The 22,806-nt window shown below is 73.0% G+C and carries 21 protein-coding genes and 2 pseudogenes; 8 read left to right on the top strand and 15 right to left on the bottom strand.

The genetic code is table 11. From position 1 onward, the window contains the following. Positions 1 to 134 precede the first annotated feature (134 nt). The 4 genes from FXF51_RS18705 (at position 135) to FXF51_RS18695 (ending at position 4,875) form a co-directional block, all read left to right on the top strand. Positions 135 to 935 carry a MerR family transcriptional regulator gene (locus tag FXF51_RS18705; protein ID WP_148435779.1) on the top strand — a complete coding sequence of 267 codons (801 nt, stop codon included), beginning with the start codon at positions 135 to 137 and terminating at the stop codon, positions 933 to 935. 28 nt (positions 936 to 963) lie between these two features. Next, on the top strand, positions 964 to 3,384 hold the full coding sequence (locus tag FXF51_RS18700; RefSeq protein ID WP_148435778.1) for a prolyl oligopeptidase family serine peptidase: 2,421 nt from the start codon (positions 964 to 966) through the stop codon (positions 3,382 to 3,384). A gap of 323 nt (positions 3,385 to 3,707) precedes the next feature. After that, positions 3,708 to 3,839: a hypothetical protein gene (locus tag FXF51_RS62665; protein ID WP_262379630.1), complete on the top strand. Its 132-nt coding sequence runs from the start codon at positions 3,708 to 3,710 to the stop codon at positions 3,837 to 3,839. 94 nt (positions 3,840 to 3,933) lie between these two features. Further along, a complete protein-coding gene (locus FXF51_RS18695; RefSeq protein WP_222871349.1) occupies positions 3,934 to 4,875 on the top strand; it encodes a CAP domain-containing protein in 942 nt (313 codons plus the stop codon). Between the two features lie 285 nt (positions 4,876 to 5,160). Here the strand turns inward: FXF51_RS18695 and FXF51_RS18690 are convergent, their stop codons facing one another. The 5 genes from FXF51_RS18690 to FXF51_RS18670 form a co-directional block, all read right to left on the bottom strand. Beyond that, positions 5,161 to 8,202 carry a sugar-binding protein gene (locus tag FXF51_RS18690; protein WP_148435777.1) on the bottom strand — a complete coding sequence of 1,014 codons (3,042 nt, stop codon included), beginning with the start codon at positions 8,200 to 8,202 and terminating at the stop codon, positions 5,161 to 5,163. 15 nt (positions 8,203 to 8,217) lie between these two features. Then, positions 8,218 to 9,018, bottom strand: coding sequence for a carbohydrate ABC transporter permease (locus tag FXF51_RS18685; RefSeq protein WP_148435776.1), 801 nt, complete (start codon positions 9,016 to 9,018; stop codon positions 8,218 to 8,220). Positions 9,019 to 9,157: 139 nt separating this feature from the next. After that, the gene (locus FXF51_RS18680; protein ID WP_148435775.1) at positions 9,158 to 10,036 is read right to left on the bottom strand and encodes a carbohydrate ABC transporter permease; all 879 of its coding nucleotides are present in this window, start codon (positions 10,034 to 10,036) and stop codon (positions 9,158 to 9,160) included. 2 nt (positions 10,037 to 10,038) lie between these two features. After that, positions 10,039 to 11,382: an extracellular solute-binding protein gene (locus FXF51_RS18675; protein ID WP_148435774.1), complete on the bottom strand. Its 1,344-nt coding sequence runs from the start codon at positions 11,380 to 11,382 to the stop codon at positions 10,039 to 10,041. 199 nt (positions 11,383 to 11,581) lie between these two features. After that, complete coding sequence (locus FXF51_RS18670; protein WP_148435773.1) at positions 11,582 to 12,814, bottom strand: PfkB family carbohydrate kinase; 1,233 nt, start codon at positions 12,812 to 12,814, stop codon at positions 11,582 to 11,584. Between the two features lie 111 nt (positions 12,815 to 12,925). Between FXF51_RS18670 and FXF51_RS18665 the strand changes: the two genes are divergently transcribed. Next, positions 12,926 to 13,684, top strand: coding sequence for a DeoR/GlpR family DNA-binding transcription regulator (locus tag FXF51_RS18665; protein ID WP_148435772.1), 759 nt, complete (start codon positions 12,926 to 12,928; stop codon positions 13,682 to 13,684). A 108-nt stretch (positions 13,685 to 13,792) separates the two neighbouring features. Next, a complete protein-coding gene (locus FXF51_RS18660) occupies positions 13,793 to 15,136 on the top strand; it encodes a 6-phospho-beta-glucosidase (protein WP_148435771.1) in 1,344 nt (447 codons plus the stop codon). 49 nt (positions 15,137 to 15,185) lie between these two features. Here the strand turns inward: FXF51_RS18660 and FXF51_RS18655 are convergent, their stop codons facing one another. Beyond that, entirely contained in the window at positions 15,186 to 15,968 is a 783-nt protein-coding gene (locus FXF51_RS18655) for an SDR family NAD(P)-dependent oxidoreductase (protein WP_148435770.1), read from the bottom strand. Then, positions 15,965 to 16,441 carry a MarR family winged helix-turn-helix transcriptional regulator gene (locus tag FXF51_RS18650; RefSeq protein WP_148435769.1) on the bottom strand — a complete coding sequence of 159 codons (477 nt, stop codon included), beginning with the start codon at positions 16,439 to 16,441 and terminating at the stop codon, positions 15,965 to 15,967. Before FXF51_RS18650 ends, FXF51_RS18655 begins: the two co-directional genes overlap by 4 nt. A 61-nt stretch (positions 16,442 to 16,502) precedes the next feature. Between FXF51_RS18650 and FXF51_RS18645 the strand changes: the two genes are divergently transcribed. Beyond that, positions 16,503 to 17,597, top strand: coding sequence for a hypothetical protein (locus tag FXF51_RS18645; protein WP_262379629.1), 1,095 nt, complete (start codon positions 16,503 to 16,505; stop codon positions 17,595 to 17,597). Here the strand turns inward: FXF51_RS18645 and FXF51_RS18640 are convergent. The 8 genes and pseudogenes from FXF51_RS18640 to FXF51_RS63480 form a co-directional block, all read right to left on the bottom strand. Then, positions 17,562 to 18,527, bottom strand: coding sequence for an aminoglycoside phosphotransferase family protein (locus FXF51_RS18640; RefSeq protein WP_222871348.1), 966 nt, complete (start codon positions 18,525 to 18,527; stop codon positions 17,562 to 17,564). The two genes, FXF51_RS18645 and FXF51_RS18640, sit on opposite strands and share 36 nt — an antisense overlap. Further along, a complete protein-coding gene (locus tag FXF51_RS18635) occupies positions 18,524 to 19,081 on the bottom strand; it encodes an SMI1/KNR4 family protein (protein ID WP_222871347.1) in 558 nt (185 codons plus the stop codon). The genes FXF51_RS18640 and FXF51_RS18635 overlap by 4 nt, the downstream gene beginning before the upstream one ends. A 164-nt stretch (positions 19,082 to 19,245) precedes the next feature. Further along, positions 19,246 to 19,653, bottom strand: coding sequence for a VOC family protein (locus FXF51_RS18630; protein ID WP_148435768.1), 408 nt, complete (start codon positions 19,651 to 19,653; stop codon positions 19,246 to 19,248). 4 nt (positions 19,654 to 19,657) lie between these two features. Next, on the bottom strand, positions 19,658 to 19,978 hold the full coding sequence (locus FXF51_RS18625) for a hypothetical protein (protein ID WP_148435767.1): 321 nt from the start codon (positions 19,976 to 19,978) through the stop codon (positions 19,658 to 19,660). Next, complete coding sequence (locus FXF51_RS18620) at positions 19,975 to 20,406, bottom strand: type II toxin-antitoxin system PemK/MazF family toxin (RefSeq protein WP_148435766.1); 432 nt, start codon at positions 20,404 to 20,406, stop codon at positions 19,975 to 19,977. Before FXF51_RS18620 ends, FXF51_RS18625 begins: the two co-directional genes overlap by 4 nt. A 29-nt stretch (positions 20,407 to 20,435) precedes the next feature. Next, on the bottom strand, positions 20,436 to 20,705 hold the full coding sequence (locus FXF51_RS63490) for a hypothetical protein (protein ID WP_316247625.1): 270 nt from the start codon (positions 20,703 to 20,705) through the stop codon (positions 20,436 to 20,438). 148 nt (positions 20,706 to 20,853) lie between these two features. Further along, positions 20,854 to 21,183: pseudogene (locus FXF51_RS63485) on the bottom strand (alpha/beta fold hydrolase); the annotation flags it as partial. A gap of 109 nt (positions 21,184 to 21,292) precedes the next feature. Next, positions 21,293 to 21,415, bottom strand: a pseudogene (locus FXF51_RS63480) (epoxide hydrolase N-terminal domain-containing protein); the annotation flags it as partial. 336 nt (positions 21,416 to 21,751) lie between these two features. On the opposite strand from FXF51_RS63480, the gene FXF51_RS18610 reads away from it, so the two are divergent. Beyond that, entirely contained in the window at positions 21,752 to 22,519 is a 768-nt protein-coding gene (locus tag FXF51_RS18610; RefSeq protein WP_262379628.1) for a thioesterase family protein, read from the top strand. The last annotated feature ends 287 nt before the right edge of the window (positions 22,520 to 22,806 follow it).

Below are 22,806 nucleotides of genomic sequence, written 5' to 3'. Positions count from 1 at the left end.
GAGGGGTCGGGGGACGCCGCACCACCCCGCTGGGCATGTTTGGCTTTCTGCACCCTTACCCCGGCACGTAGTCGTTCAATCACACAGAGTGATGAGTTGAACCTCCCGCCACGGTAGGTCCTACCGTCATACCCGTGACCCCCAACGACGAGGGCGAGCGCCGGTGGAGCATCGGTGAGCTGGCCAAAGCCACCGGCGTGACCATCCGCACGCTCTACCACTACGAGGAGATCGGCCTGGTCCCGGCCAGCGAGCGCACCACGTCGGGCCATCGCCGATACACCGAGGCCGACCTGCGCCGCCTCTACCGCGTGCGGGCGCTGCGCGGGCTCGGCCTGACCCTGGAGGAGATCGGCCGCGTCCTCGACCGCTCGTCCGACGACCTCGGCGCGCTGCGCGCGCTGCTCGGCGCCCAGCTCGCCGAGCTCGATCTGCAGGCCGCCCGCATCGAGCAGCTCAGAGAACGGATCGGCGGCTTGATGACGATGCTCGACCAGGCCGTCATGCCCAACCCCGAACGCGTCATGGCCGCACTCGAGCTGCACTCCGTCTACGAGTCGTACTTCGACCAGGAGCTGCGCGACCACCTGGCGCGCCGCCGGGCGGAGCTCGGCCAGGTCCGCATGGACGACTACCGCACCGAGATGCTCACCCTGCTGCGCGAGGCCCGCCGCCTCATGCTGGCCGGCACCCCGGTCGACGACCCGCAGGTCCAGGAGGTGGCCACGCGCTGGGAGGCCATGACGACCAGCCTCCAGGTGGGCGACCAGGAAGTCGACGAGCAGCTCATGGACGCCGGCATGGAGCTGTGGCGCAGGGCCGGCCCCCAGCTCAGCGCGGAGATGAGCCGCCAGATCGACTGGCTGGAGGCCGACGACCTGCCCGCCCTCATGGAGTACTTCCGGCGCGCCAGACAGGCGCCCGAGGCCCCCTGACCGCCCGACGATCGCCAAGGAGCAAGCCATGAGCATGACGTATCCCGCCGCACCCGCGCGGCCGGAGCGGAACGAGGTCGGCGGGCTGGCGTTCGACGACCCCTACCAGTGGCTGGAGGACGACACCGGCGACGGCGTGGCCGCCTGGCAGCGCGCCCAGGACGAGCTGGCCCGCTCCTACGTACACGCCTGGCCGCACCATGACCGCCTGGCCGCCCGCGTCGGCGAACTGGTCGAGCAGATGGACGCCCGCAACCTCGTGGTGCCGGTCCGCCACGGGCCGCGGTGGTTCCGCGGGCGCATCCCCGCCGGGCGCGACCTCATGGTGCTGGAGGTCGCCGACGCGGTCACCGGGCCCTGGCGTACGGTGATCGACCTCAACGAGCTGTCCGAGGGCGGCACGCCGCTGCGCATCAGCCCGCAGCCGTCACCTGACGGGAGGCTGCTGGCGTACTCGCTGGACGCTTCCGGCCGGGAGCTGCCCGAGCTCAAGGTGATCGAGATCGACACGGGAAAGGTGCTGCTGGACGGCGTCCCGCAACAACGGCCCGGCCTGGTGGCCTGGCTGCCCGACGCCACGGGATTCTTCTACATGGCCAACGCCGGACCGGCCCCCGCACCCGCCGACCGGGAGCCCAGGGCCGTCGCGGGACGTGTGGCGGGGACGGGCTCGGGCCAGGAGGGCGGCATGAGGCACGCGGCAGGGGCGGACCCTGCCCAATCAGCCGGTGCAAGCTCCGTCGGAGAATCCGGCGTGAGGCGTGCGCCCGGTACGGGCGCCGTCCAAGAAGCCGGTGCGGGCTCCGTCCAAGAAGCCGAGGCGGGCTCTGGCGAGAACGCCGGGGCGGGCTCTGGCGAGAACGCCGGGGCGGGCTCTGGCGAGAACGCCGGGGCGGGCTCTGGCCAGGACACCGGCGCGAGACAGCCGGCCGGGCCTGGTGCGGCGGCTCGGATGCCCCTGCGCTGGCGGCTGTTCTTCCACCGCATCGGCCAACCCCCGCCCACCGACCCCGAGCCCCTGAACATCCCCCACATGTACGCCATCCCCAAGATCTCCCGAGACGGCCGATGGGCCGTCCTCCAGGTCGACCACCTGCGCCCCCGCCCCCACTTCCTCGCCCGCCTCGACGAGCCCCCGACCCCGGACGAACCGTCCTGGCAGTGGCGCGAGTTCATCACCGACACCGAGCACCTCTACAAGGGCGTGCTCGCCGGCGACTCCTACGTGGCCGTCACCACGGCGGGCGCCCCCCGAGGCCGCCTCGTCCGCATCCCCCTGGACAGCCCCGGCGACCCGGACACCTGGACGGAGCTCATCCCGGGCGGCGACGCCGTCCTCACCGGCGTCACGCTGGCAGGCGACCGGCTGGTGCTCGGCGAGCTGGTCGACACCGTCTCCCGCATCCGCGTCCTCGACCTCGACGGCAAGGAGGCCGGCGAGGTGCCGCTCCCCGGCCCGGGCTCGGTCAGCTCCATCGCCCAGGGCGTCGTCGCCCTTGGCGTGATGGACCAGGTCATCGGCTGCGAGGACGCCATCACCTTCGGCTACACCTCCTACACCCAGTCCCCGACGGTCTACCACTACGCCCTCGCCACCGGCGCGCTGACCAAACTCCAGGGCGCGGGCCACACCCTCCCAGGGTTGGTCACGACCCGCATCTGGGCCACCTCGGCCGACGGCACCCGGGTCCCCTGCACCCTCGTCCACCGCGCCGACCTCGACCGCTCCCGTCCGCAGCCCACGCTCATCCACGCCTACGGCGGCTTCAACGTCGCCGAGCTCTCCTCCTACCTGGGGCCCCTGGCCGCCTTCGTCGAGGCGGGCGGCGTCTACGCGCACGCCCACGTCCGCGGTGGCGGCGAGTTCGGCCTGCAGTGGTGGGAGGCCGGCCGTCTGCACGTCAAGCAGAACAGCTTCAACGACCTGTACGCCATCGCCGAGCAACTCATCGCCGACGGCATCACCGCCCCGGACCGCCTGGCCGTCCAGGGCGCCTCCAACGGCGGCCTCCTCGCCGGCGTAGCGGTCACCCAGCGCCCCGACCTGTGGCGAGCGGCGGTGTGCGGCGCCCCGAAACTCGACCTGATGCGCGTCACCCGCGACCCCATCGGCACCGCCGCGACCCTGCCCGAATACGGCAACCCCAACGACCCCGCCGACGCCCCGGTGCTCATGGGCTACTCGCCGTACCACCACGTTCGTCCCGGCACCCCGTACCCGGCGATCCTCCTGGACGCGGGCGCCAACGACCCTCGCTGCCCCGCCTGGCACTCCCGCAAGTTCGCCGCCCGCACCCAATCCGCGACGACCTCCCCGCATCCCGTGCTGTTAAGGGTGTGGGAGGGGGCGGGGCATGGCGGGGCGAGCTGGAGCACGATCGTGGAGCAGCAGACGTACTGGCTGGCGTTCGTCATGCGCGAGCTTGATCTCGTCCCCCTCCCCAGCTGACGTCCCGCTCACCGCCCGGCGTCCCGCTCACCGCTTCACGTCCCGACGCCCCGATCGCCACCTGCTGTCCCGCTCTCTTACGGCTTCCGATGCTCTACCGTACGGCCGTGAGTGCCGCTGACCCGCGGCGCGGACCGGCCACCGACGAGACGCGAAGGAAGCCCCGAGTGAACCACCAGTGCATGCGCCCTGCCTCCATGAGTCAGAGCCCATGGCGATGCCCGGAATGCGGTGCCTTATGGGAACCCCTCCCGCCGGGAGCGACCGCGGTCCCGCGCCCCGAGCCGCAAAGGCCCCGCATCAGCAGGAACGGCGTCATCGTCATGCTGTCCATCGCCGCGGGGGCGGTGTGCCTGGTCGCGGCCGCGATCTCGACGGAGGCGTTCACCATCGCCATGTGCGCCGTCATCCTGGTCGCCTTGATCTACTCGTACCGGCTCAACAGCAGGGAGTGAGGCTGGGCGCGGGTCCGGATCTGAGTAAGGGCTACTCATGCCCGTGGCCCGGGACCCGCCGTATCACTGGAGGACCCAACCAGAAGGGGTCCTGATGAGCGACCTTTCGCCATCCGTCAGCAGCCGGGCCAAGCGCGCCACCTGGTTCAAGCTCGCCACCTGGTCCAAAGGCATCAACGGGTCCAGAGGCATCACCCGGTCCAGAAGCATCGCCGGGTCCAGAAGCAGGATCTGCTCTCGAAGTATGATCTGCTCCAGAGGCACCTCCTGGACTAGAGGCACCACCTGGTGCAGAAGCACCACCTGGGTCAAGCGCACCGCCCGGCTCCTCGCGATCGCGGTTGCGGCGGGTGCCGTCACGTGCGGCCTTCCCGCCCTCACCACCTCGGCCCACGCCACAGCTCATGCCACCGGGCATGCCGAAGCGCATGCCACCGGGCTCGACACGGCGGACGTCTCGGCACTCGGTTCGGCGCATGCTGCGGCGGTCGGCGTGGCGGGTGCCTCGGTTCAGGCGAGGATCGGGTGTGATGTCGCGGCGGCGTACTACGACTCGGCCCCGCAGAGCGGCAACATCGCCTTGGTCCGCCAGGCCGTGCTCTGCCTCATCGACGCCGAGCGGGCCAAGGCTGGGCTCCGTCCGCTCGTCCGCAACAGCGCGCTCGACACGGCCGCGCAATCGCACGCCGACGCCGCGGCGCGGCTGAAGTGGTGGCGGCCGGGCGCGAACTCGCACACCAACCCGCAGACCGGCTCCACCCCGGGCAGCCGCATCACCGCCGCCGGCTACTGCCCGAATCCGCTGTCGTGGGCCTACGCGGAGACCACGTACACCGGGTGGGGCGGGTCCGGCACGCCGAGGGCCGCCGTGCGTTGGTGGGTGTATGTCAGCACGTACGGGCACCGGCAGATCGTGCTCAGCCCGACCATGGCCGACGTCGGTGTGGGTGCGGCGGCGGGGGCTGCTGACCCGGCGGGAGCGGGGGCGAGTGGCGGGGGGACGTTCGTGGTCGATTTCGGACGCTGCCAGAGGTAGGGCCGGTCCGTCGTGCGCGTTCGGAGGTGCGGTGGCACTGGTCGCATTCGTAGGGGCCGCGTCCGGGCATGCGCCGGGCGGCCTCGGCCGGGCATGTGCCGAGCAGCCCCGTCCGGGAAGTGCCGAGCAGCCCCGTCCGGGAAGTACCGGGCGGGGCTGCTCCGGGAAGTACCGGGCGGGGCTGCTCCGGGAAGTACCGGGCGGTGCTGCCTGAGGAAGTGTCGGGTGTGGCCGTTGGGGGGTGCTGGGTGAGGCTGCTCGGGAAGGGGCGGGCCTATGTCGGGGTCATCGGACGGTCGTCTGTGAGGCCGCCGTCCCGCCGTCAGGGGCCTGCCACCCGGCCACCACCGCCGGGCGCGCGCCCAGGGCACGGGTCAAGGGGACGGTGACGGTCGTGGTGCCCCTGGTGGAGACGGTCACGACACGGGTGCCCGCGGTGCCCTGCCCATCTCGTACGAACAAGTGCATCTCACCGCGTGAGGCGCTCCGCAGAGTCACCTTCACCGCGTCACCCCCACCCGAGGCCGAGGCCGAGGCTGAGACGACGCGGCCGGTCTGGGAGGCCGGGGCGGCGGGGCCGGAGGGAGGGACGTTGACGCGTACGGACTGCTCCAGGGACTGGGGCGAGTCCAGGCTGGACAGAGCGGTGTCCGGGATGACCGGGTCCGGAGGGGTGGTGGGGCGGTCGGGCGGGGGCTGGTAGCCGGGCAGGGTGGCCACGCCCCAGCGGTACGGGTCGCCCTGCACGCCGCCCCACGTCGACCAGCCGATGCGAGTCTGGCCGGTTCTGTCCTGGGTGTCGGAGTCGTAGACGAGGACGTTCAGGCCCAGGTGCGCCGGGTCGACGGCGCCGGGCAGGACCTCCAGCGGGATGGACATCTCCACCGTGTACTCCCCGGCGGACACCTTCGAGGCCACCCGCATGCCCGGCGCGGTCTCCCCGCCCGGACCCTGCCGGTTGTCGGCGTCGCGCAGGTGGCAGGGCGGGCCCTCGGCCGTCACGGGCAGGACCGCGGTCTTGAACGTGGTGGAGGTGTTCTCGGAAGTGCCGCGCGGGTCGAGGGTGACCTCCACCGAGTCGGTACGCCAGTGCCGCTTGCAGTCGGAGGCGGCCAGCCGCGTGCCGAGGACGTCATCCTGCACGTGCACCAGCACGTACAGCGTGTCGTCGTGCCAGGTGAGCTTGGCCGTGCCGGAGCAGTCGGCCGGCGAGGAGCACGCGGTGCCCTCCCAGAGGCGGGAGATGTTCAGCGCGGCGCCGCCGTACTCGCCGTCGCCCTCGGCGCCGTCCACGGCCGGGGCGGCGGACGCCTGCGGGACTGCGGCGGCGGGAACCAGTTCCAGGGCCGGGCGGGTAGTGGTGGTGCCGTCCTCGCCGGTGGTGGTGATGGTGTAGGCGTAGTCGCCGCCCTCGTTCGAGGTCTTCAGGGTGGGGTCGGAGTTGGTGACGGTGAACGGCAGTGTTGTCGACGTGCCCGCCGCCAGGTCGGCGTACGAGGCCTGCGCGCGGTCGGACGTGAAGCCCGGTGGCAGGTCGACGCGGACGGTGCCGGAGGCGGGGGCGTCGCTGACGTTCGTGACGATGACGCCGACCTGCCTGGTGCCGGCCGATGGGAGGGTGAGGACGGGGGTGACCAGGCCGCGGAGCTGGGGTACGGCGGTCTCGCCGGTCCACTTCTCGTACTGGGCGACCTGGGGGAGGGGTTGCTGGGCGGTGCGGACGGAACGGACGACCTCGACCTGGCGGTCGGTGTAGCCGCTGCCGTGTTCGGTGGTGAGTGTGGCGGCGATGCGGGCTCGGCCCAGGGTGGCCTGCGCTGGTGGGGTCACCTTGAACGTGGCCGAGGCGCCGCGCCCTGCGGCAGGTCTTCCGAGGGCGGCGGAGGTGCCGGAGGGGGTCGGTGTGCCGGAGGGAGTTGGTGTGCCGGAGGGGGGCGGTGTGCTGGAGGGAGTCGGTGTGCCGGAGGGGGTCGGTGTGCTGGATTCGGTGGACGTGGCTGGTGCGGTGGCGGTCGTGTTGGTGTTGGTGTTGGTGTTGGTGTTCGCGCTCGCGTTCGTGGTGCTGACTTGCCACCCGTCCGGGACGCTCAGGGCGACCGATGAGCGGCCGAGCGGGGCGCGGGGCGGCGCCTTCACGGACACCTCGACCGTGAACGGCGTGCCAGGACGGATGTCGAACGTACTGGTGCGCAGCCCGAGCTGAGTCCCGAGCGGCACCGTGCCGTCAGCTCTCGTCAGAGCACCGTCGAGGACGGACGTCGGAGCGGCGGCGGCCGGGCTGCCCGGTGCGGGGAACGGCACCCGGGCGTCCACCTGGGTGAAGAAGTCGCAGCCGAGCTGGGCGGGATCGGTCGGCACGTCCGGGAAGCCGGCCCAGCCCTGGGAGGCGTACACGCGCTGCGCCTCCCGCTCCACGGCCGCCCACGTCTTGCCGTGGCCGGCTGAGGGGCGGCCGCTCCACACGCCGAACACGTTCTGCGCCGCGTTGGCGGGACGGAACGTCGAGGCGCAGGCGGGGCCGGTCTGCGAGGTGCCGCGTGCGCCGCCGGTGAGCAGCCGCGCCGGTGCGAACGGGCGCAGGCCCTCACGGCTGATCTGCTCGGGGAACGCCTTCGGATCGGCCGCCGCGTAGAACGCCTCGATGGCCAGCCGGGCGGCCTCCTGGTGGTTGCCGTGGTTGCCCGGCGTGGGGGCCGGGTCCATGGTGAGCAGGATCTCCGGCCTGGTCATGCGGACGAGGCGGACCACCTTCTCCAGGGTGTCGCCGCCCCACACTTGGTCGGTCAGCGGGGCGCTGACCGTGTAGTAGAAGTCGACGTCGTCGAGGTTGAACACCTCCGTCACGGCCGCCTTGCCGACCGCCGTGCGTTCCTCGGCCTCGCGCAGGAGACCGAGTGCCGGGCCCTCCTCGGGGCCGACCGCGTTCCCGCCGCCCTCGCCTCGGGTGACGGTGACCACACCGGTGCGTACGTCGTGGTACTCGTTCCATTGGCCGAGGGTGGAGAGGGTGAACGCCTCGTCGTCGGGGTGAGCGCCGATGAACAGGGCGTCGAGGTCGACGGGGGTCGCTGCTCCGCCGGTGAGCGCGGTGACGTCGCCGGTGGATGCCGTGGTCTCGGCGGAGGCGGAGGCAGAGGCAGAGGCGGAGGCGGAGGCGGAGACGGGGGTGCCGGGGAGCAGCGCGAGCGTGACCGCGGCGGCGGCCAGCACCGCCAGGCGGCCGCGGTGCCGCGTCGGGTGGGAGATGGGTGCAGGCCGGGGGACGGTCGCGGGTGTGCGGGTGGTGGCCGTGGTTCCGGCCGCCGTTTCGGCGGGTCTGGTACGCATCGAACCTCCGGAGGTTTACTCGCGGACCGCCCCCTGGAGCAGCCCGCGGACGAAGTGACGCTGAAGGAACAGGTAGAAGACCACGACAGGCGTGGCCACGATGACCGAACCGGCCGCCAGCAGGGTGAACCCGGAGGTGTACTGCCCCTGGAAGAAGGCCAGTCCCAGCGGCGCGGTACGCAGCGACTCGCTGGTCACCATGATCAGCGGGATGAGGAACTCGTTCCACGTCCACATGAACACGAGCACGGTCAGCGTGACGACGGCGGGCCGCGCGGCGGGCAGCAGGACCTGCCACAGGATGCGCCAGCTCGACGCGCCGTCGATGCGGGCCGCCTCGATGATCGCGCGGTTCGAGGCCAGGAAGTACGCCCGCATCCAGAACGTGCCGAACGCCACCGACAGCGCCATCTGCGGCAGCGTGATCGACCAGAACGTGTCGATCAGCCCGAGGGAGCGCAGGTCGAAGTAGAGCGGCACCGCCACGGCCTCGCTCGGCATCATGATCCCGAGCATGAACAGGTAGAACAGCAGTGACCGGCCGCGGAAGCGCATCGTGCCGAACGCGTACCCGCTCATGATGGACAGCACGACGCTGACGACCACGACGAACACCGACACTGCCAGGCTGGTGCGCAGGTAGGAGCCGAAGCGGCCGATCTCCCAGGCGGCAGCGAAGTTCGACAGGCCGGACGTGCCGCCGCTGTCGGCCGGGCCGAGGGCGGCCGACAGGATGACGACGATCGGGTAGAGGGCGAAGGCGGCGAACACGGACAGGATGACGTAGTTCGCCACCCGCTCCCCGCGAGAAATCATGAGGCTCTCCCGTGCGGGCGGTGGGGGGTGGCGAGGTCCCCGCGAGAGGGGACGAGGTCCCCCTGCGGGCGGTGCGGGGTGAGGGGATCCCCGTGCGGGCGGTGGGGGGTGGCGGGATGCTCGTACGCGCGGCGCCGGTTCATGAGACGTTCCTGTCCGCGAACCGGTTGATCCCGAACGAGATCACGAAGATCACCACGGTGAGCGTGACCCCGATGGCCGCCGCCGACCCCACCTGCCCCAGCCCGAAGGCACGGTGATAAACCTCGTAGGACGGCACGGACGTGGAATCCCCCGGCCCGCCGCGAGTCGTCACGTACACCAGGTCGAACGTGCGCAGCGCGGCGATCACCGTCAACGTCAGAGCCACCGCGATCTCCGCCCGCACCGACGGCAGCGTGACCGAGAAGAACTCGCGCACGGCCCCCGCCCCGTCCAGCCGCGCCGCCTCGTACAGGGACAGGGGGATGCGGCTCATGCCGGCCAGCAGCAGCACCGTCACCAGCCCCGTCTCGAACCAGGTGCCGACCACCCCCACCGCCGGCAGCGCGAAGGTGTAGTCGCCCAGCCAGCCGCGGGTCAGGGAGTCGAGCCCGAGCGCGCCGAGCAGCGCGTTGAGGGAGCCGTCCGGGGCGTAGACGCGCCGCCACGCCACCGCGACCACCACCATGGCGATGACCTGCGGCAGGAACACGACGGTGCGGAAGAAGCCCAGCCCGCGCACCTTGGCGTGGTTGAGTATCGCGGCCAGCGTCAGCCCGATGACGAGCGGCGCGCCGGCGTAGAAGACGATGAGGACCAGGGCGTGCGCGAAGGCCGCCCGCAGCCCCTCGTCCGCGACGATGGCCACGTAGTTGTCGAGCCCGGCCCAGGTGCCGAGGGACAGGCCGTCCCAGTCGTAGAGGGAGATCTGCACGGCCCGGCCGATCGGGTACAGCAGGAACAGCGCGTAGACGGCGAAGGCGGGCAGCAGGTACAGGTAGGCGACGCGACGGGGCTCGCCGGGGGGTGCCGCCATGCTCAGCCGTTGCTCTCGGCGAAGGTCTTGTAGTCCTTCTCGAGGGTGGCGAGGAACTCCTGCGGCGCCGCCTTCTTGGCGAGCAGGTCCTGAAGGGCCGCGCCGAGGGTGTCGGCGAAGGTGGGGGTGGCGTAGTCGAGGTACGGCACCAGCCCGTCCTTGCCGGTCACCGTGCCGAACGCGGTGAACACGTCCTTCTGCGGACCCTCCGCCACCGTCTGCGCGGCGGTGTCGGCGACCGGCAGGTTGCCGGTCTCGGTGAGCACCTTCATCGCGTCGGCGTCGGTGATGAAGTCGATGTACGCCGCCGCCGCGTCCGGGTGCGGGCTCTTGGCCGTGACGGCGAACGGCAGGCCCGTCCCCCCGGTCGCGACCGGCGCCGCGTCCGGGGTGGCGCCCGGCGGCAGCATGAACCCGAGGTCCGCGCCGAGCGCCTTCTGCAGGTCGGCCAGCAGCCAGGTGCCCGCGATCAGGAAGACGCCCTGGCCCTTGCCGAACGCCTGCCACGCCGCGTCGTACCCCTGGCCGTTGAAGCCCTTGGCGAAGTACCCCTTGTCCACCCAGCTCACGAGCTGCTCGGCGGCCTTGACGTTCTCGGGGGTGTTCCAGGAGGCGCCCTTGCGGCCGAACGCGAGCGTGCCGATCTGATCGGGCGGCACGGTACGGCCCTGCACGGTGCCGAACACGTGCACGGCCGGCCACTTGTCGAGGTTGCCGAACTGCAGGGGCACCTCGCCGGCCGCCTTGGCCTTGTCCAGGGCGGTCTCGAACTCGGCCCACGTCCTCGGCGGCTCCAGGCCGAGCTGCTTCAGCTTGGCGGCGTTGAAGAAGAGGCCGACGACCTCGCCGACCTGGGGCAGGCCGTACAGGTTGCCCTCGCCGAAGAGCTTGCCGTCGGCGCTGTAGCGCGAGTACCGCAGCACCGACTCCGGGTAGCGCTGCTTCCAGCCGTACGCCTCGGCGTAGTCGTCCAGCGGACGGAGCTGGCCCGCCTTGACGAACGCGCCCATGGCGGAGCGGCCGTTGTTGGCCTCCACCACGTCGGGCGGCTCGTTGCCGCTCAGCGCCAGGCGCAGCGTGGTGTTCAGGTCGTCGAAGGAGCGGGAGACGCGGTTCAGCTTGATGTTGGGGTACTTGGCCTGGAACGCGGCGTTCAGCTTCTCCATCTGGGCGGCCTGGCCGCCGCGGACCTCCTGGTCCCAGACCGTCAGGGTGACGTCGCCCAGCGCTGAGGCGTCGGTGCGGACGGCCGTGGAGGTCGGCTTCGAGGCGGCCGGGGGAGGGGCGGAGGAGCCGGGCGCGCACGCGGCCGAGCACACGGCCACGGCAGCGAGCAGGGCCAGCACCGCCCTGGCCCGATGCGGCCGTCGCCGGTGGACGGCCGGGGCCGAAGCTCGGGGCGGCCCTGACCGGTGGGCGGCCGGGGCCGGAGCGTGGAGCGGCCGTCGCCGGTGGGTGGTCGGGGCCGAAGCTCCGGGTGGCCATGGCTGGTGGGCGGCCGGGGTGCCGGCTTCACGCGGCTTTCGCTTCTCGGCGGTCAACGGCTTACTCCTTCTGCGCGGGCGCGCGAGGCGCATCCGGTTCCCCGCCGCCGGAGGGGTTCTCGCCGGCGGGGTGTGTCACGTTGGGATCCGCACGCTTCCCCGGGACGGGCGGTGCCATGCCGACGTCGGCGTACCGGGCGATGGTGGCGGCGGCGCGGCGCACGGCGCCCACCGGCACCGACGGCACCAGCCGGTCGAGGAAGGCGTAGCGGCGGGCCAGCGCGCTGCCGTAGGCGCCGCTGTGGTCGGCGGAGGCCCGCACCTCGTGCCACCAGTCGGCGATGTCGCCCCATCCGGGCGCCGCCAGCGAGCCGCCGAACTGCTGAACCGCCAGCGCCGCGCACACCCCCGCGAACGCCAGCCGGTCGGCCAGCGGCCAGTGGGACAGCGTGCCGAGCACGATGCCGGCGCCGAACACGTCGCCCGCGCCGGTCGGGTCGAGCGCCGTCACGCGGGGCGCGGGCACGAACGCCTCCTCGCCCGTCGCCGAGTCGATCGCCATGGCGCCGTTGGCCCCGTCGGTCACCACGGCCAGCGGCACCTTGTCGGCGATCGCGTACAGCGCGTCCCTGGGCGTGTCCATGCCGGTGTAGGCCATGGCCTCGGTCGCGTTCGGCATGAACGCGTGGCAGACGTCCAACTGGTCGAGCACCGAGCGCGACCAGACGCCCGACGGGTCCCAGCCCACGTCGGCGAAGATCAGCGAGCCCTCGCGGCGCGCCAGCTCCGCCCAGTTGCACGCGCTGCCCGGCTCGCCCAGCGGCTCCTCCGCGGACAGGCTCACGATCACCGCGCGGGAGCGCGGCGGCGAGCCGATCATCGCGGAGGCCGTCATGGGCGCGGGGTGGCCGTGCGTGACCATGCTGCGGTCGCGGTCGACCGCCATGGAGACCGTCACCGGCGAGTGCCAGTGCTCGAACCGCCTGGACCTGGACAGGTCCACCGCTTCCTGCCGCTCCAGCGTGCGCCAGCAGAAGTCGCCGTAGTCGTCGTCGCCGAACGCCGCCGCCAGCGACGTGCGCAGGCCGAGGCGGCTGGTCGCGATGGCCAGGTTGGCGATGCCGCCGGGGCAGGAGCCCATGCCTTCGGCCCAGATCTCCGTGCCGGCCGCGGGCATCGCCGGCAGGCCGGTGAAGATGATGTCCAGGAAGACAGTGCCGGCCAGGAAGACGTCGAACTGCGGACCCTCCGGGGTGCGCTCGCCGGCGAGAGGGTCGTACGCCTGGGCAGACACGGGAATAGGTCCTCCTCGACACACCGGTTGTGCGCAATCTTGCACGTTTGCTCGAACACTTCAAGTGCACGATGCTCACTTCTGCGCGAATTTGACTGATAGGATCCCGCTGTGCTCCAGCGCCTCCGGCATGCCGAGATCATGCGCCGCGTCCGCGTCTCCGGTGCCACGAGCGTGCGCGATCTCGCCAGTCAGCTCGGCGTGAGCCCGTCCACCATCCGCAGGGACCTTGAGGTGCTCGACCGCGACGGCACTCTGCGCCGCGTCCGCGGCGGCGCGCTGCCCTGCGCCGACGCAGACGCCGACCGGCCGTTCGCCGAGGTGGCGGGCACGGACGAGCAGGACAAGGAGGCGGTCGCCACCCGCGCCGCCCGGCTCGTCGCCGACGGGGACGTGGTGCTGCTCGACATCGGCACCACCACGATGCGGCTGGCCCGGCGGCTGCGCGGGCGCCGCGTCACCGTGGTGACCTCCAGCCTGGCCGTCCTCGACGTGCTGCGCGCCGACCCGGAGGTGGAGCTGCTGCTGCTCGGCGGCATGGTGCGCAGGCCGTACCACTCGCTGGTGGGGGTGCTGACCGAGGCGGCGCTCGGTCAGGTGGTGGCCGACCGGGTGTTCCTGGGGGCCAGCGGGGTGCGTCCGGACGGGCAGCTCGTGGACACCACGCTGGCCGAGGTGCCGCTCAAGCGCGCCATGATGGCGGCGGCCGGGCAGGTCGTGCTGCTGGTGGACCGGCACAAGTTCCCCGGCACCGGCGCGCTGCGGGTGTGCGGGCCCGAGGACGTCGACGTGATCGTCACCAACGACGGCGCCGACGAGGCCACGCTGCGCGCCTGCGCGGCGGCGGGCGCCGAGGTCCTGCTCGCGTGAACGAGGTGCTGCTGAGGTGGCGAGGTCCTGCTCGCGTGAATGAGGTGCTGCTGAGGTGGCGAGGTCTTGCCTGCGTGGACGAGGTTCTGCTGACGTGAAGGGGTGCGGATGAGGCTGGCCGTTCTGGGCGGCGGCGGGTTCAGGGTCCCGCTCGTGTACGGCGCGCTGCTGCGCGACACCGCCACCAAGCCGCGGGTGGAGGAGGTGGTGCTGTACGACGTCTCGCCCGGACGGCTGGAGACCGTGTCCCACGTGCTGCGCGGCATGGCCGCGGGACACGACGACCCGCCGCTCGTCCGCACCACGACCGACCTCGACACCGCCCTGCGGGACGCGACCTTCGTCTTCTCCGCCATCCGGGTGGGCGGCCTGGCGGGCCGCACCGCCGACGAGCGCGTCGCGCTGGAGCTGGGCCTGGTCGGGCAGGAGACGACCGGGCCGGGCGGCGTCGCGTTCGGGCTGCGCACGGTGCCGGTCGCGGTGCGCGTGGCGGAGCGGGTGGCCGCGCTCGCGCCCGGCGCGTGGGTCATCAACTTCACCAACCCGGCAGGCATGATCACCGAGGCGATGCGGCGGGTGCTCGGCGACCGCGTGATCGGCATCTGCGACTCGCCGATCGGGCTCGTCCGCCGCGCCGCCGCCGCACTCGGGCTCGACCCCGCCCGCGTCTCACCCGACTACGCGGGGCTCAACCACCTCGGCTGGCTGCGCGGCCTCACCTACGACGGGCAGGACGTGCTGCCCCGGCTCCTCGCCGACGACGCGCTGCTGGGGCAGGTCGAGGAGGCGCGGCTGTTCGGGCCCGGCTGGGTGCGGACGCTGGAGGCGCTGCCGAACGAGTACCTGTACTACTACTACTTCACGCGGGAGGCGGTGGCGGGCAGCTCGGGTCGTACCAGGGGAGAGTCGCTGCTGGAACAGCAGGACCGCTTCTACGCCGCCGTCCGCGCCCGGCCGGGGGAGGCGCTGGCCGAGTGGACGCGGGCGCGCAGGGAGCGGGACACCTCGTACATGGCGGAGGCCCGCGACGCCACGGGCGCCGGTGAGCGCTCCGCCGCCGACCTGGAGGCGGGCGGGTACGAGGGGATCGCGCTGGCCCTCATGGCCGCCATCGCGCGCGGCGAGCCCAGCACCATGATCCTCAACGTGGCCAACGGCACGGCGGTGCCGGGGCTGCCGCCGGACGCCGTCGTCGAGATCCCCTGCGCGGTGGACGGCGCCGGGGTCCGGCCGCTGGCCACCGGGGGGTTGCCCGGGCGGTTCCTGGGGCTGGTGCAGCAGGTCAAGGCGGTGGAGCAGACGGTCATCGAGGCGGCGCTGACCGGGTCGTCGCGGCTGGCGGTGGCGGCGTTCGCGTTGCATCCGCTGGTGGACTCGGTGAGTACGGCCGAGCGGCTGCTGGACGGGTATCGTGCCCGCATCCCGGAACTGGCGGCGGTCTTCCCGTCCTGACATTCCGGCACACCACCCCTTGCGCGGGTTTCCCGTCGCGTGGGATGGATCAAGGGGCGGTGAACGGGTCGCGGCGGGTGAAGCGCGCCGTGGCGAACCGCCAGGCGATCTTGCCCGGCGTCAGCCACCGCACCCGAGCCCCGTTACGCGCCCCATCGACCACCCGATCCGCCAGCCAAGGCGCCACGGTCTCCACCCGATCGGCCAGGATCGACAACACCCGCGACGCCCGCCGACGCTCCTCCTCCGAGTACCCATGGGTCAGCAGATCGGTGACCACCATCCCCGGGCTGAGCAACCCCACCCCCACCCCCGGCGGCACCTCCTTGGCCAGCGCGTCCGTGAGGTAGCCGACGGCCCGCTTGGTGGCGCCGTACACGCCGAGCCCCGGCACGAGCCGGCCGTCGGTGCCGAGCCCCTCCATGTTCCACACGTGACCGCTGCCCTGCGCCGCCATGCCGGCCATGGCGACGGCGCAGCCGTTCAGCACGCCGACGAGGTTGACGTCCACGACGTGCCTGACCTGGTCGGCGGGCAGCCGCCAGGCGGGTTCGCGCGGGTGCGAGACCCCAGCGTTGTTGATCCACACGTCCACCCGCCCGTAGGCGCCGGCGGCGTGCTCCCACAGCGCCTGGAGCTGGTCGCGGTCGGCCACGTCGGCGACGATGCCGGGCAGGCCGGACGCCCGCACCCGTCCGGGGTCGGTGCCGCACACCACGACCTGGTGCCCCCGCTCCACCAGGGCCCGTGCCAGGCCGAGCCCGAGGCCGCGCGTGCCGCCCGTGATGACGATCGTGCTCGTCCGGGACGTGCTCACCTGGGTCGTGCTCATCCGGCCACCGCCTCCGCCCTGGCCGCCGCCGTGGCCTTGATGCCGCTCTCCAGGAACCGTTCGATGAGCCGCCGTTCCTCGGCCGTGAACGCCTCGATCGCCTCCGTCAGGTGCCGTCCGAGCGGCGCGAAGAAGCGGCGGGCCAGCACGGCGGCCTGCTCGTTCAGCGTGACCTCGACCTTGCGCCGGTCGGTGGCGCTGCGCCGCCGCTCGACGTGCCCGGCGTGCTCCAGCCGGTCGATCAGCGCGGTGGTGGCGGGCGGGCTGAGGTTGAGCGCCGTGCCGAGGCCGCCCGGCGTGAGCGGGCTGCCCGAGCGGGCGGCGTCGAGGATGACGACGAGAGCGTTGAGGTCGGTCCGGTGCAGCCGGTGCAGGGCGGCGAAGCGTTCGGCGAACCGGTCGCTCTCCACGTTCAGTGCTCGCATCATCACCATCAGCTCGAACGCGCCGGGCGCGTCCTCGTTCGCGGTCATGCCCACTAGCATTCCATGATGGAAACATTCCATGATGGAAATACTTGAACGGAGTCTTCCCATGACAGCGCTGCGCAACGTCAGCGCGGGCCGCGCCCTCCTGCTCGGCGTGGCGGCCAGCGCGGCGATGACCGGGCTGATCTGGCTGCTCGGCGGACGGTTGCAGGGCATCGAGTTGCTGCCCGACCAGGGCCCGTCCTGGTACTACTGGAAGCTCCCGCACCCCACGCTCTGGACCAGGCTGTCGGCGTGGCTCGGCTACGCGGCCCACCAGATCGCGTTCTGGGGGCTGATCTACTACGCCCAGACCAGGGTCCGCCGCTACACAGCGGGCCTGCACCCGGTCAACGTCGTCGCACTGGCCGTGAACACCGGGTTCATCGCCCTGCACACGCTGCAGACCCACCTGTTCTACGACGGGCTCGCCCAGGACGTGTCCATCTTCAGCTCGCAGGGCTCGGTGGTGCTGCTGCTGGTGGTCGTGCTGCTGATGGAGAACCGGCGGCGCGGGCTGTTCGCCGGCAAGCCCGTCCCCCTCGGCCGGGCCGTGGTCGACTTCGCCCGCCGCTACCACGGCTACCTGTTCAGCTGGGCCGCCGTCTACACCTTCTGGTACCACCCGGCGGAGGCCACCTCCGGCCACCTGATCGGCTTCTTCTACATGTTCCTGCTGCTTCTGCAGGGCTCGCTCTTCCTCACCAGGGCGCACACCAACCGCTGGTGGACGTTCACCCTGGAGGCCATGGTGGCCGTGCACGGCACGCTGGTGGCCGTCATGACCTCCGGGCCGGACGGGGCGTGGCCGATGTTCCTGTTCGGCTTCCTCGGGGTGTTCGTCATCACGCAGATGCACGGTCTGGGGTTGTCCGCCGCCGTCCGGTGGCTGCTGGCCGCCTGTTACGCCGGCGCCGCTCTGCTCGTGTACGGGCTGCGCGGCAACCTCGTCGGCGCGGTGACCGAGTCCGTCAGGATTCCCGTGATCGAGTACCTGCTGGTCGGTGTGCTCGCCCTGCTGCTGTGGCTCGGCCTGCGCGCCGCCGCGCTCTTCAAACGGCCCTCGCCTCAGCCCTTGTCCGAGGCCCCGTCTGAGGCTCCGTCCGAGGGCCGGTCCGAGGCTCGGTCAGCAGCTCCGCGAGGTGGTCAGCGAGCGCGGTGAGCCGGTCCAGCGGCGCGCCGCCCCGCGCGACGCGGAACCCGTGGCGGCGGCCCCAGAACCCGGCCCGCACGGCGTGGAACTGGCCCACCGCCGCACCCGCTCGCGGTCCAGCCCGGCCGCCCCGGCGAAGACGTCGAGGACACGGTGCACGGCCGCGCCCAGGTCGTCCGTCTCGGCCAGCTTGAACGCGAGCGACTTGAGCAGCGTGCCGCCGTCGTAGGCGGGATCTCCCACGTACCCCTTGGGATCGACGGCCAGCCACGGCTCGCGGCCGGCGCGCAGGATGTTCCTCGGGTGCAGGTCGCCGTGGACGAGCAGGTCTGGCTGGGCGGGGCCGAGCTCGCGGGCGGTCGCCACGGCTTCGTCCACCACGCGGGCGGGCATCGTGTGCGGCAGCCCGGCGGCGTCCTCGCGCAGCTCCCGCTCCCACTCGCCGGCCTGCTCCCGCAGGCGGGGCAGACCAGGCGGGGCGGGGATCGCCAGCCGGCGGCTGAGCCGCCCGGCGACCGTCGCGATCTCCTCCACGTCGCCGCTCTCCGCCAGGGTTTCCGGCCGGACCCGTTCCAGCAGCATGGCGTAGCGGTCGTCGGCGCGCTCGTAGAGGTGGACGGCGCCGCGCCCGCCCCACGCGGCGAAGGCGTCCGGCTCGTGCACGTTGCCGGGATGCGGAAACGACACCTTCAGCACGGCGTCCCCGCCGTCGGCCCGCCGCATGGCGTTCGCGGCGTCCGCCTGCCGCACGGCGGCGTCGCCGTCCGTCCGCCGCACGGGGACGATGACGCCGACGCCGCCGTGCGACACCTCGCCGTCGGGCACGCACCTCCACCGCTCCAGCAGCTCCGCCACGATCCCGGGAAGCTCCGCCAGCCAGGCCGCCCCGGCCTCGCCCTCCCGCTCGGCCGTGGCGCGCGCGAACGTCTGCGGGATCACGTGTCGAACCAGGGCCGGCCGTCGGCCCAGTGCCGCACCCAGCCCGCGAAGCCGGACTCGCCCGTCGTGTGGCCGAACTCGGCGCCGAAGGGGGCGGCGCCCTCGCCGGTGATGTTCCAGACGTGGCCGCGGTGGGGGCCGGTGACGATCAGGTGCCAGTACATGCCGCAGCCGTCCGTGCCCAGCACGATCGAGCCCGCGTCGTAGACCGGCCCGAGCAGCGCCTCGATCTCCTCGTCCGGGCGCGGGTCGTCCTCCCACACCCACTGCTCGGTCAGCGGGAACGGCTCGGCCAGCACCCGCTCGGGCCGGTCGCCGCCCCAGTCGTCGGGCAGCTCGGCCAGCGCCTCCAGGCCGAAGTCGGGCGGGCCGGTGTAGGAGCCGTCGCAGATCTCCGCCACGAACGTGCGGTACGGCTCGGGCAGGACGACCCCGTGCTCGGCCTCGAAGGCGCGGACGGCGTCCCAGCCCAGGGGAGGGCCGCCGCCGGGGAAGGCGGCTCGCAGGGCGGCGAGGTCGGCGGGGCTCGCGTGGTCGGTGTTCACGGTCACCATGATCACACCTCGCCCGTGTGCGCGGTCACCGCGATCACTTCTCGCGGGGACGCGTGATCACCGGCGAACCCACCTCGTGCGGATGCGTGATCACCGCGACCCCACCTCGCGGGGGACGCGTGATCACGGCGATCCCACCTCTCGGGGATGCGTGATCACCGCGATCACGTCTCGCCGGGTTCGGCGACGCCCGTCACCGAGCCGCTCGCGTCGGTCGTGTACCGCCCCTTGGACAGGTCGAGCAGCACCAGCACGTTCCCAAACGGATCGGCCACCACGGCCACCCTGCCCACCGGGATGTCGGCGGCCTCGGCCACCATCCGCCCGCCCGCCGCGACCACTTCGGCGGCGGCCTCGTCCGCCGAGGTGACCAGCCACGCCGGCGCCAGATCGGGCCCGGTGGTCAGGACGATCTCCGCGTCGCTCTCGGGCAGCGCGAGCCCGGCCTGGCCGAGCTCGTCGTTGCGCCACAGCAGGTCGTGCCCGAGCCTGTCCCGGTAGAACCGCAGCCCGGCGTCGAGGCCGGGCACCGGGACGGCAACGGAGTCGATCTTCCTGATCAGCGGGGACACCGGGTCAGGACCCCTCGTGGTTCATCGGGAAGAGCCGCTCGGTGACCGCCATCCACGCCGCGAACATCAGGCAGCCGCCCTCGAAGGCGACGAGCCGCGCGTCCCACGCGTCGCCGGGCTGCTCGGCCCGCGCCGACGAGCGCAGCAGCGCCAGCCCGCCCGCCAGGTTGGCCGCACCCCACAGCAGGTTGACGCCCGGCCCGGACCGGCGGCCCGCCAGCGGGGTGAGATGCCGGCGGCCGGTGACGGCCGTGGCCAGGTGCGGGGCGCTGTTGCTCACCAGCAGCCCCGCCACGAACGACCGGGCGGCCGGCGTGAACCTCACCGGCCCGCCCCCCACCCGTGCGTCTTCATCAGCCGGGCCGCGACCCGGGCGAACCGCTCGCCGTCGAGCACCGCGCCCTCGCGCCTGATGTCGTCCTCGTCGAGCACGAACACCCGGTCCAGCCGCACGTACGACACCTTGCCGTCACGCCCCCACGGCCCCAGCTCCAGCCAGTCGGGCCCGTCGTCGCCCCTGCTGGACAGCATCATGCCCAGCAGCCGGCGGCCCGTGCGGCCCACGACCAGCAGCGGCCGGTCCTTGCCCCGCGACGGGTCCTCCTCGTACGGCACCCACGCCCAGATGATCTCCCCCGGGTCGGCCAGGCCGTCGAGGTCGGGGGAGTAGGCCAGGGTGACGGCCTCCCGGAGTGAGTGGATCTCGCGTACCGCGCCCCGGGACGGCCGGGGGTCCTCACCTAGATCGCGCATCTACCGGAGCTTACGGACCCGCGCGCGGGTCAGGCCAGCCCGGAGAAGAACTCGCGGACGTCCGCCACGAACAGATCGGGCGCCTGCAGCGCGGCGTAGTGCCCGCCTCGCGGGAGCTCCGACCAGTGCACCACGTTGTGCACCTGCTCGGCGTAGCGCCGCACGGTCGAGTCGCCGGGGAAGACCGCGATGCCGGTGGGCGTCGGGTCGCGCTCGGCGGGCGGCGCCCAGTCGGGGGCGCTCTCCTTGTACAGGCGTCCGGACGTGCCCGCGGTGCCGGTGAACCAGTAGAGGGCCACGTTGGCCAGGAGGTCGTCGGCCCGCAGCCCGCCGGCGTCCTTGCTTCAGGAGGCGAACGCGTCCAGGTTCCAGGCCGGCGGCCCGCGCCCGCTCCTCCTCCGTCAGCCCCGCCAGATCGTCGTTGGGGAACGCGATCACCGAGGCGTTCAGATGCACCCCCGCCACCCGTCCAGGTGCGGCCCGGCTCACCGCCGCCGAGATCAGCGAGCCGAAGTCGCCGCCCTGCACGCCGAACCTGCCGTACCCGAGCCGGTCCATCAGCGTCACCCACGCGGCGGCCACCCGCCGCACGCCCCAGCCGGTCGTGCGGGTGGGGCCGGAGAACGCGAAACCCGGGATGGACGGGATGACCAGGTGGAAGTCCTGGCTGAGCGGCCCCGCCACGTGCGAGAAGTCCGCGAACGAGCTGGGCCAGCCGTGTGTCAGCAGGAGCGGCAGCGCGCCGGGGCGGGGTGAGCGCAGGTGCGCGAAGTGCACCCGCCGGCCGTCGATCTCGGTGGTGTACTGCGGCAGCGCGTTCAGGGCGGGCCTCGTGGGCGCGCCAGGGGTAACCGTCCTGCCAGTACGCGGCCAGCTCGCGCACCGCCTCGGGTGGGACGCCGTACGACCAGCCGGTGTTCTCGATCGCGTCCGGCCATAGTGTTCTGTCCAGGCGCTCGCGGAGGTCGTCGAGGCGGTCCTGGGGGATGTCGATGACGAAGGGGTCCATGCCCGGCAGGCTAAGCGCCGATGCGGCCGGTTGCAGGCCGCAATGCCCGGCATGCGACGCCTGCCCGCTTCCGGGCGGTACCTGCCTGCCAGGCCCGGTCCCTGCCGCCCTTGCGAGGCGTCTGGCGTGCCGCGAGTGACGCTTGCCCGGCTCGGCGCGGCGCTTGCCCAGTTCGGCGCGGCGCCTGCCCAGCTCGGCGGCGCTTGCTCGCCGTGGCCCGGCGCTGCTCGCCCCCGTGCGGCGCCGTTCACTCCGTGCGGCGCTGGGGCCGGTCGGGTGTAAGGGCCGCTGCGCACGCTCGGCAGCCCGCCTGATCTCTGTCTAGAATATCGTTCTGTGACATCAGCGTTCTTCACGCGCAAAAGGGACGAACTAGTCCCCGCCCCCCACGCCCGCGGCCCCTGGTCCCCCGACATGCTCCACGGCCGCCTGCTGGGCGGGCTGGCCGCCCGTGCCCTGGAGGAGCGATACGCCGAGCCGGGCCTGCGCTTCGCCCGGCTGACCGTAGACCTGTTCCGCAACAGCCCGATGCTGCCCGTCACCGTGGAGACCACCCTGGTCAGGGACGGCCGCAGGATCCGGGTGGCCGACGTCGTCATCTCCACCGAGCAGGGCGTGATCGCGCGGGCGTCCGGTGTGCTGCTGCGTGAGAGCGAGCAGCCCGGCGGCGAGCGGGCGCTGGTCACCCCCGCCTGGGACGAGCCGCCGCCCGCCGCGCCGCCGACCCAGGGCGACGGGTGGCGGCCGCCGTTCGACCTGTGGTGGGTGAGGCCCTTCGGCGAGCCGGGGCGGGCCTGGCTGCGCGAGAAGCACCCGCTGGTGGACGACGAGCCGCTGACCCCGTTCGTACGGACGGCGCTGGCCGCTGACTTCGCCAGCCCGCTGGCCAACGCCCAGCGGGACGGGCTGCGCTTCATCAACGCCGACTACACGCTGACGCTCGCCAGGCTGCCCGAGGGCGACCTGGTCGGGGTCGAGTCGACCGGGCACGCCAGCGCCGACGGCGTCGCCACAGGTCAGGTGACCATGCACGACACCGCCGGGCCCATCGGCTTCTGCCTGGTGACGGCGCTCGCCAACCCGGTGATCGGCAGCGGCCGCTGAGAGCCGCGCCGCCCGGACGGCGAAGGCCACGCCTGCCGCGCCGCACGCCTGCCGCGCCGCACGCCTGCCGCGCCGCACGGGCGGCGGGAACCGGGCCGGTCGCGCCCTGCGGGCGGCGGGAACCGGGCCGGTCGCCGCACGGCCGCTGAGGGCGGCTCGCCAATCCGGTGACGGTGACGGTGACTGGCGGGGGGGGGGGGGGGGGGGGGGGGGGGGGGGGGGGCGGGGAGGGCTACGCCGGCCGCTCCGTGCGGGCGCCGGACCAGTCCGTGTGGAAGGTGCCCTCC

This window comes from Nonomuraea sp. PA05 (assembly GCF_008086045.1).
In the GTDB taxonomy this organism is placed as follows: Bacteria; Actinomycetota; Actinomycetes; order Streptosporangiales; family Streptosporangiaceae; genus Nonomuraea; species Nonomuraea monospora.
The sequence above is the reverse complement of the archived record's forward strand: the minus strand, read 5'-3'. Positions and strand labels throughout refer to the sequence as shown.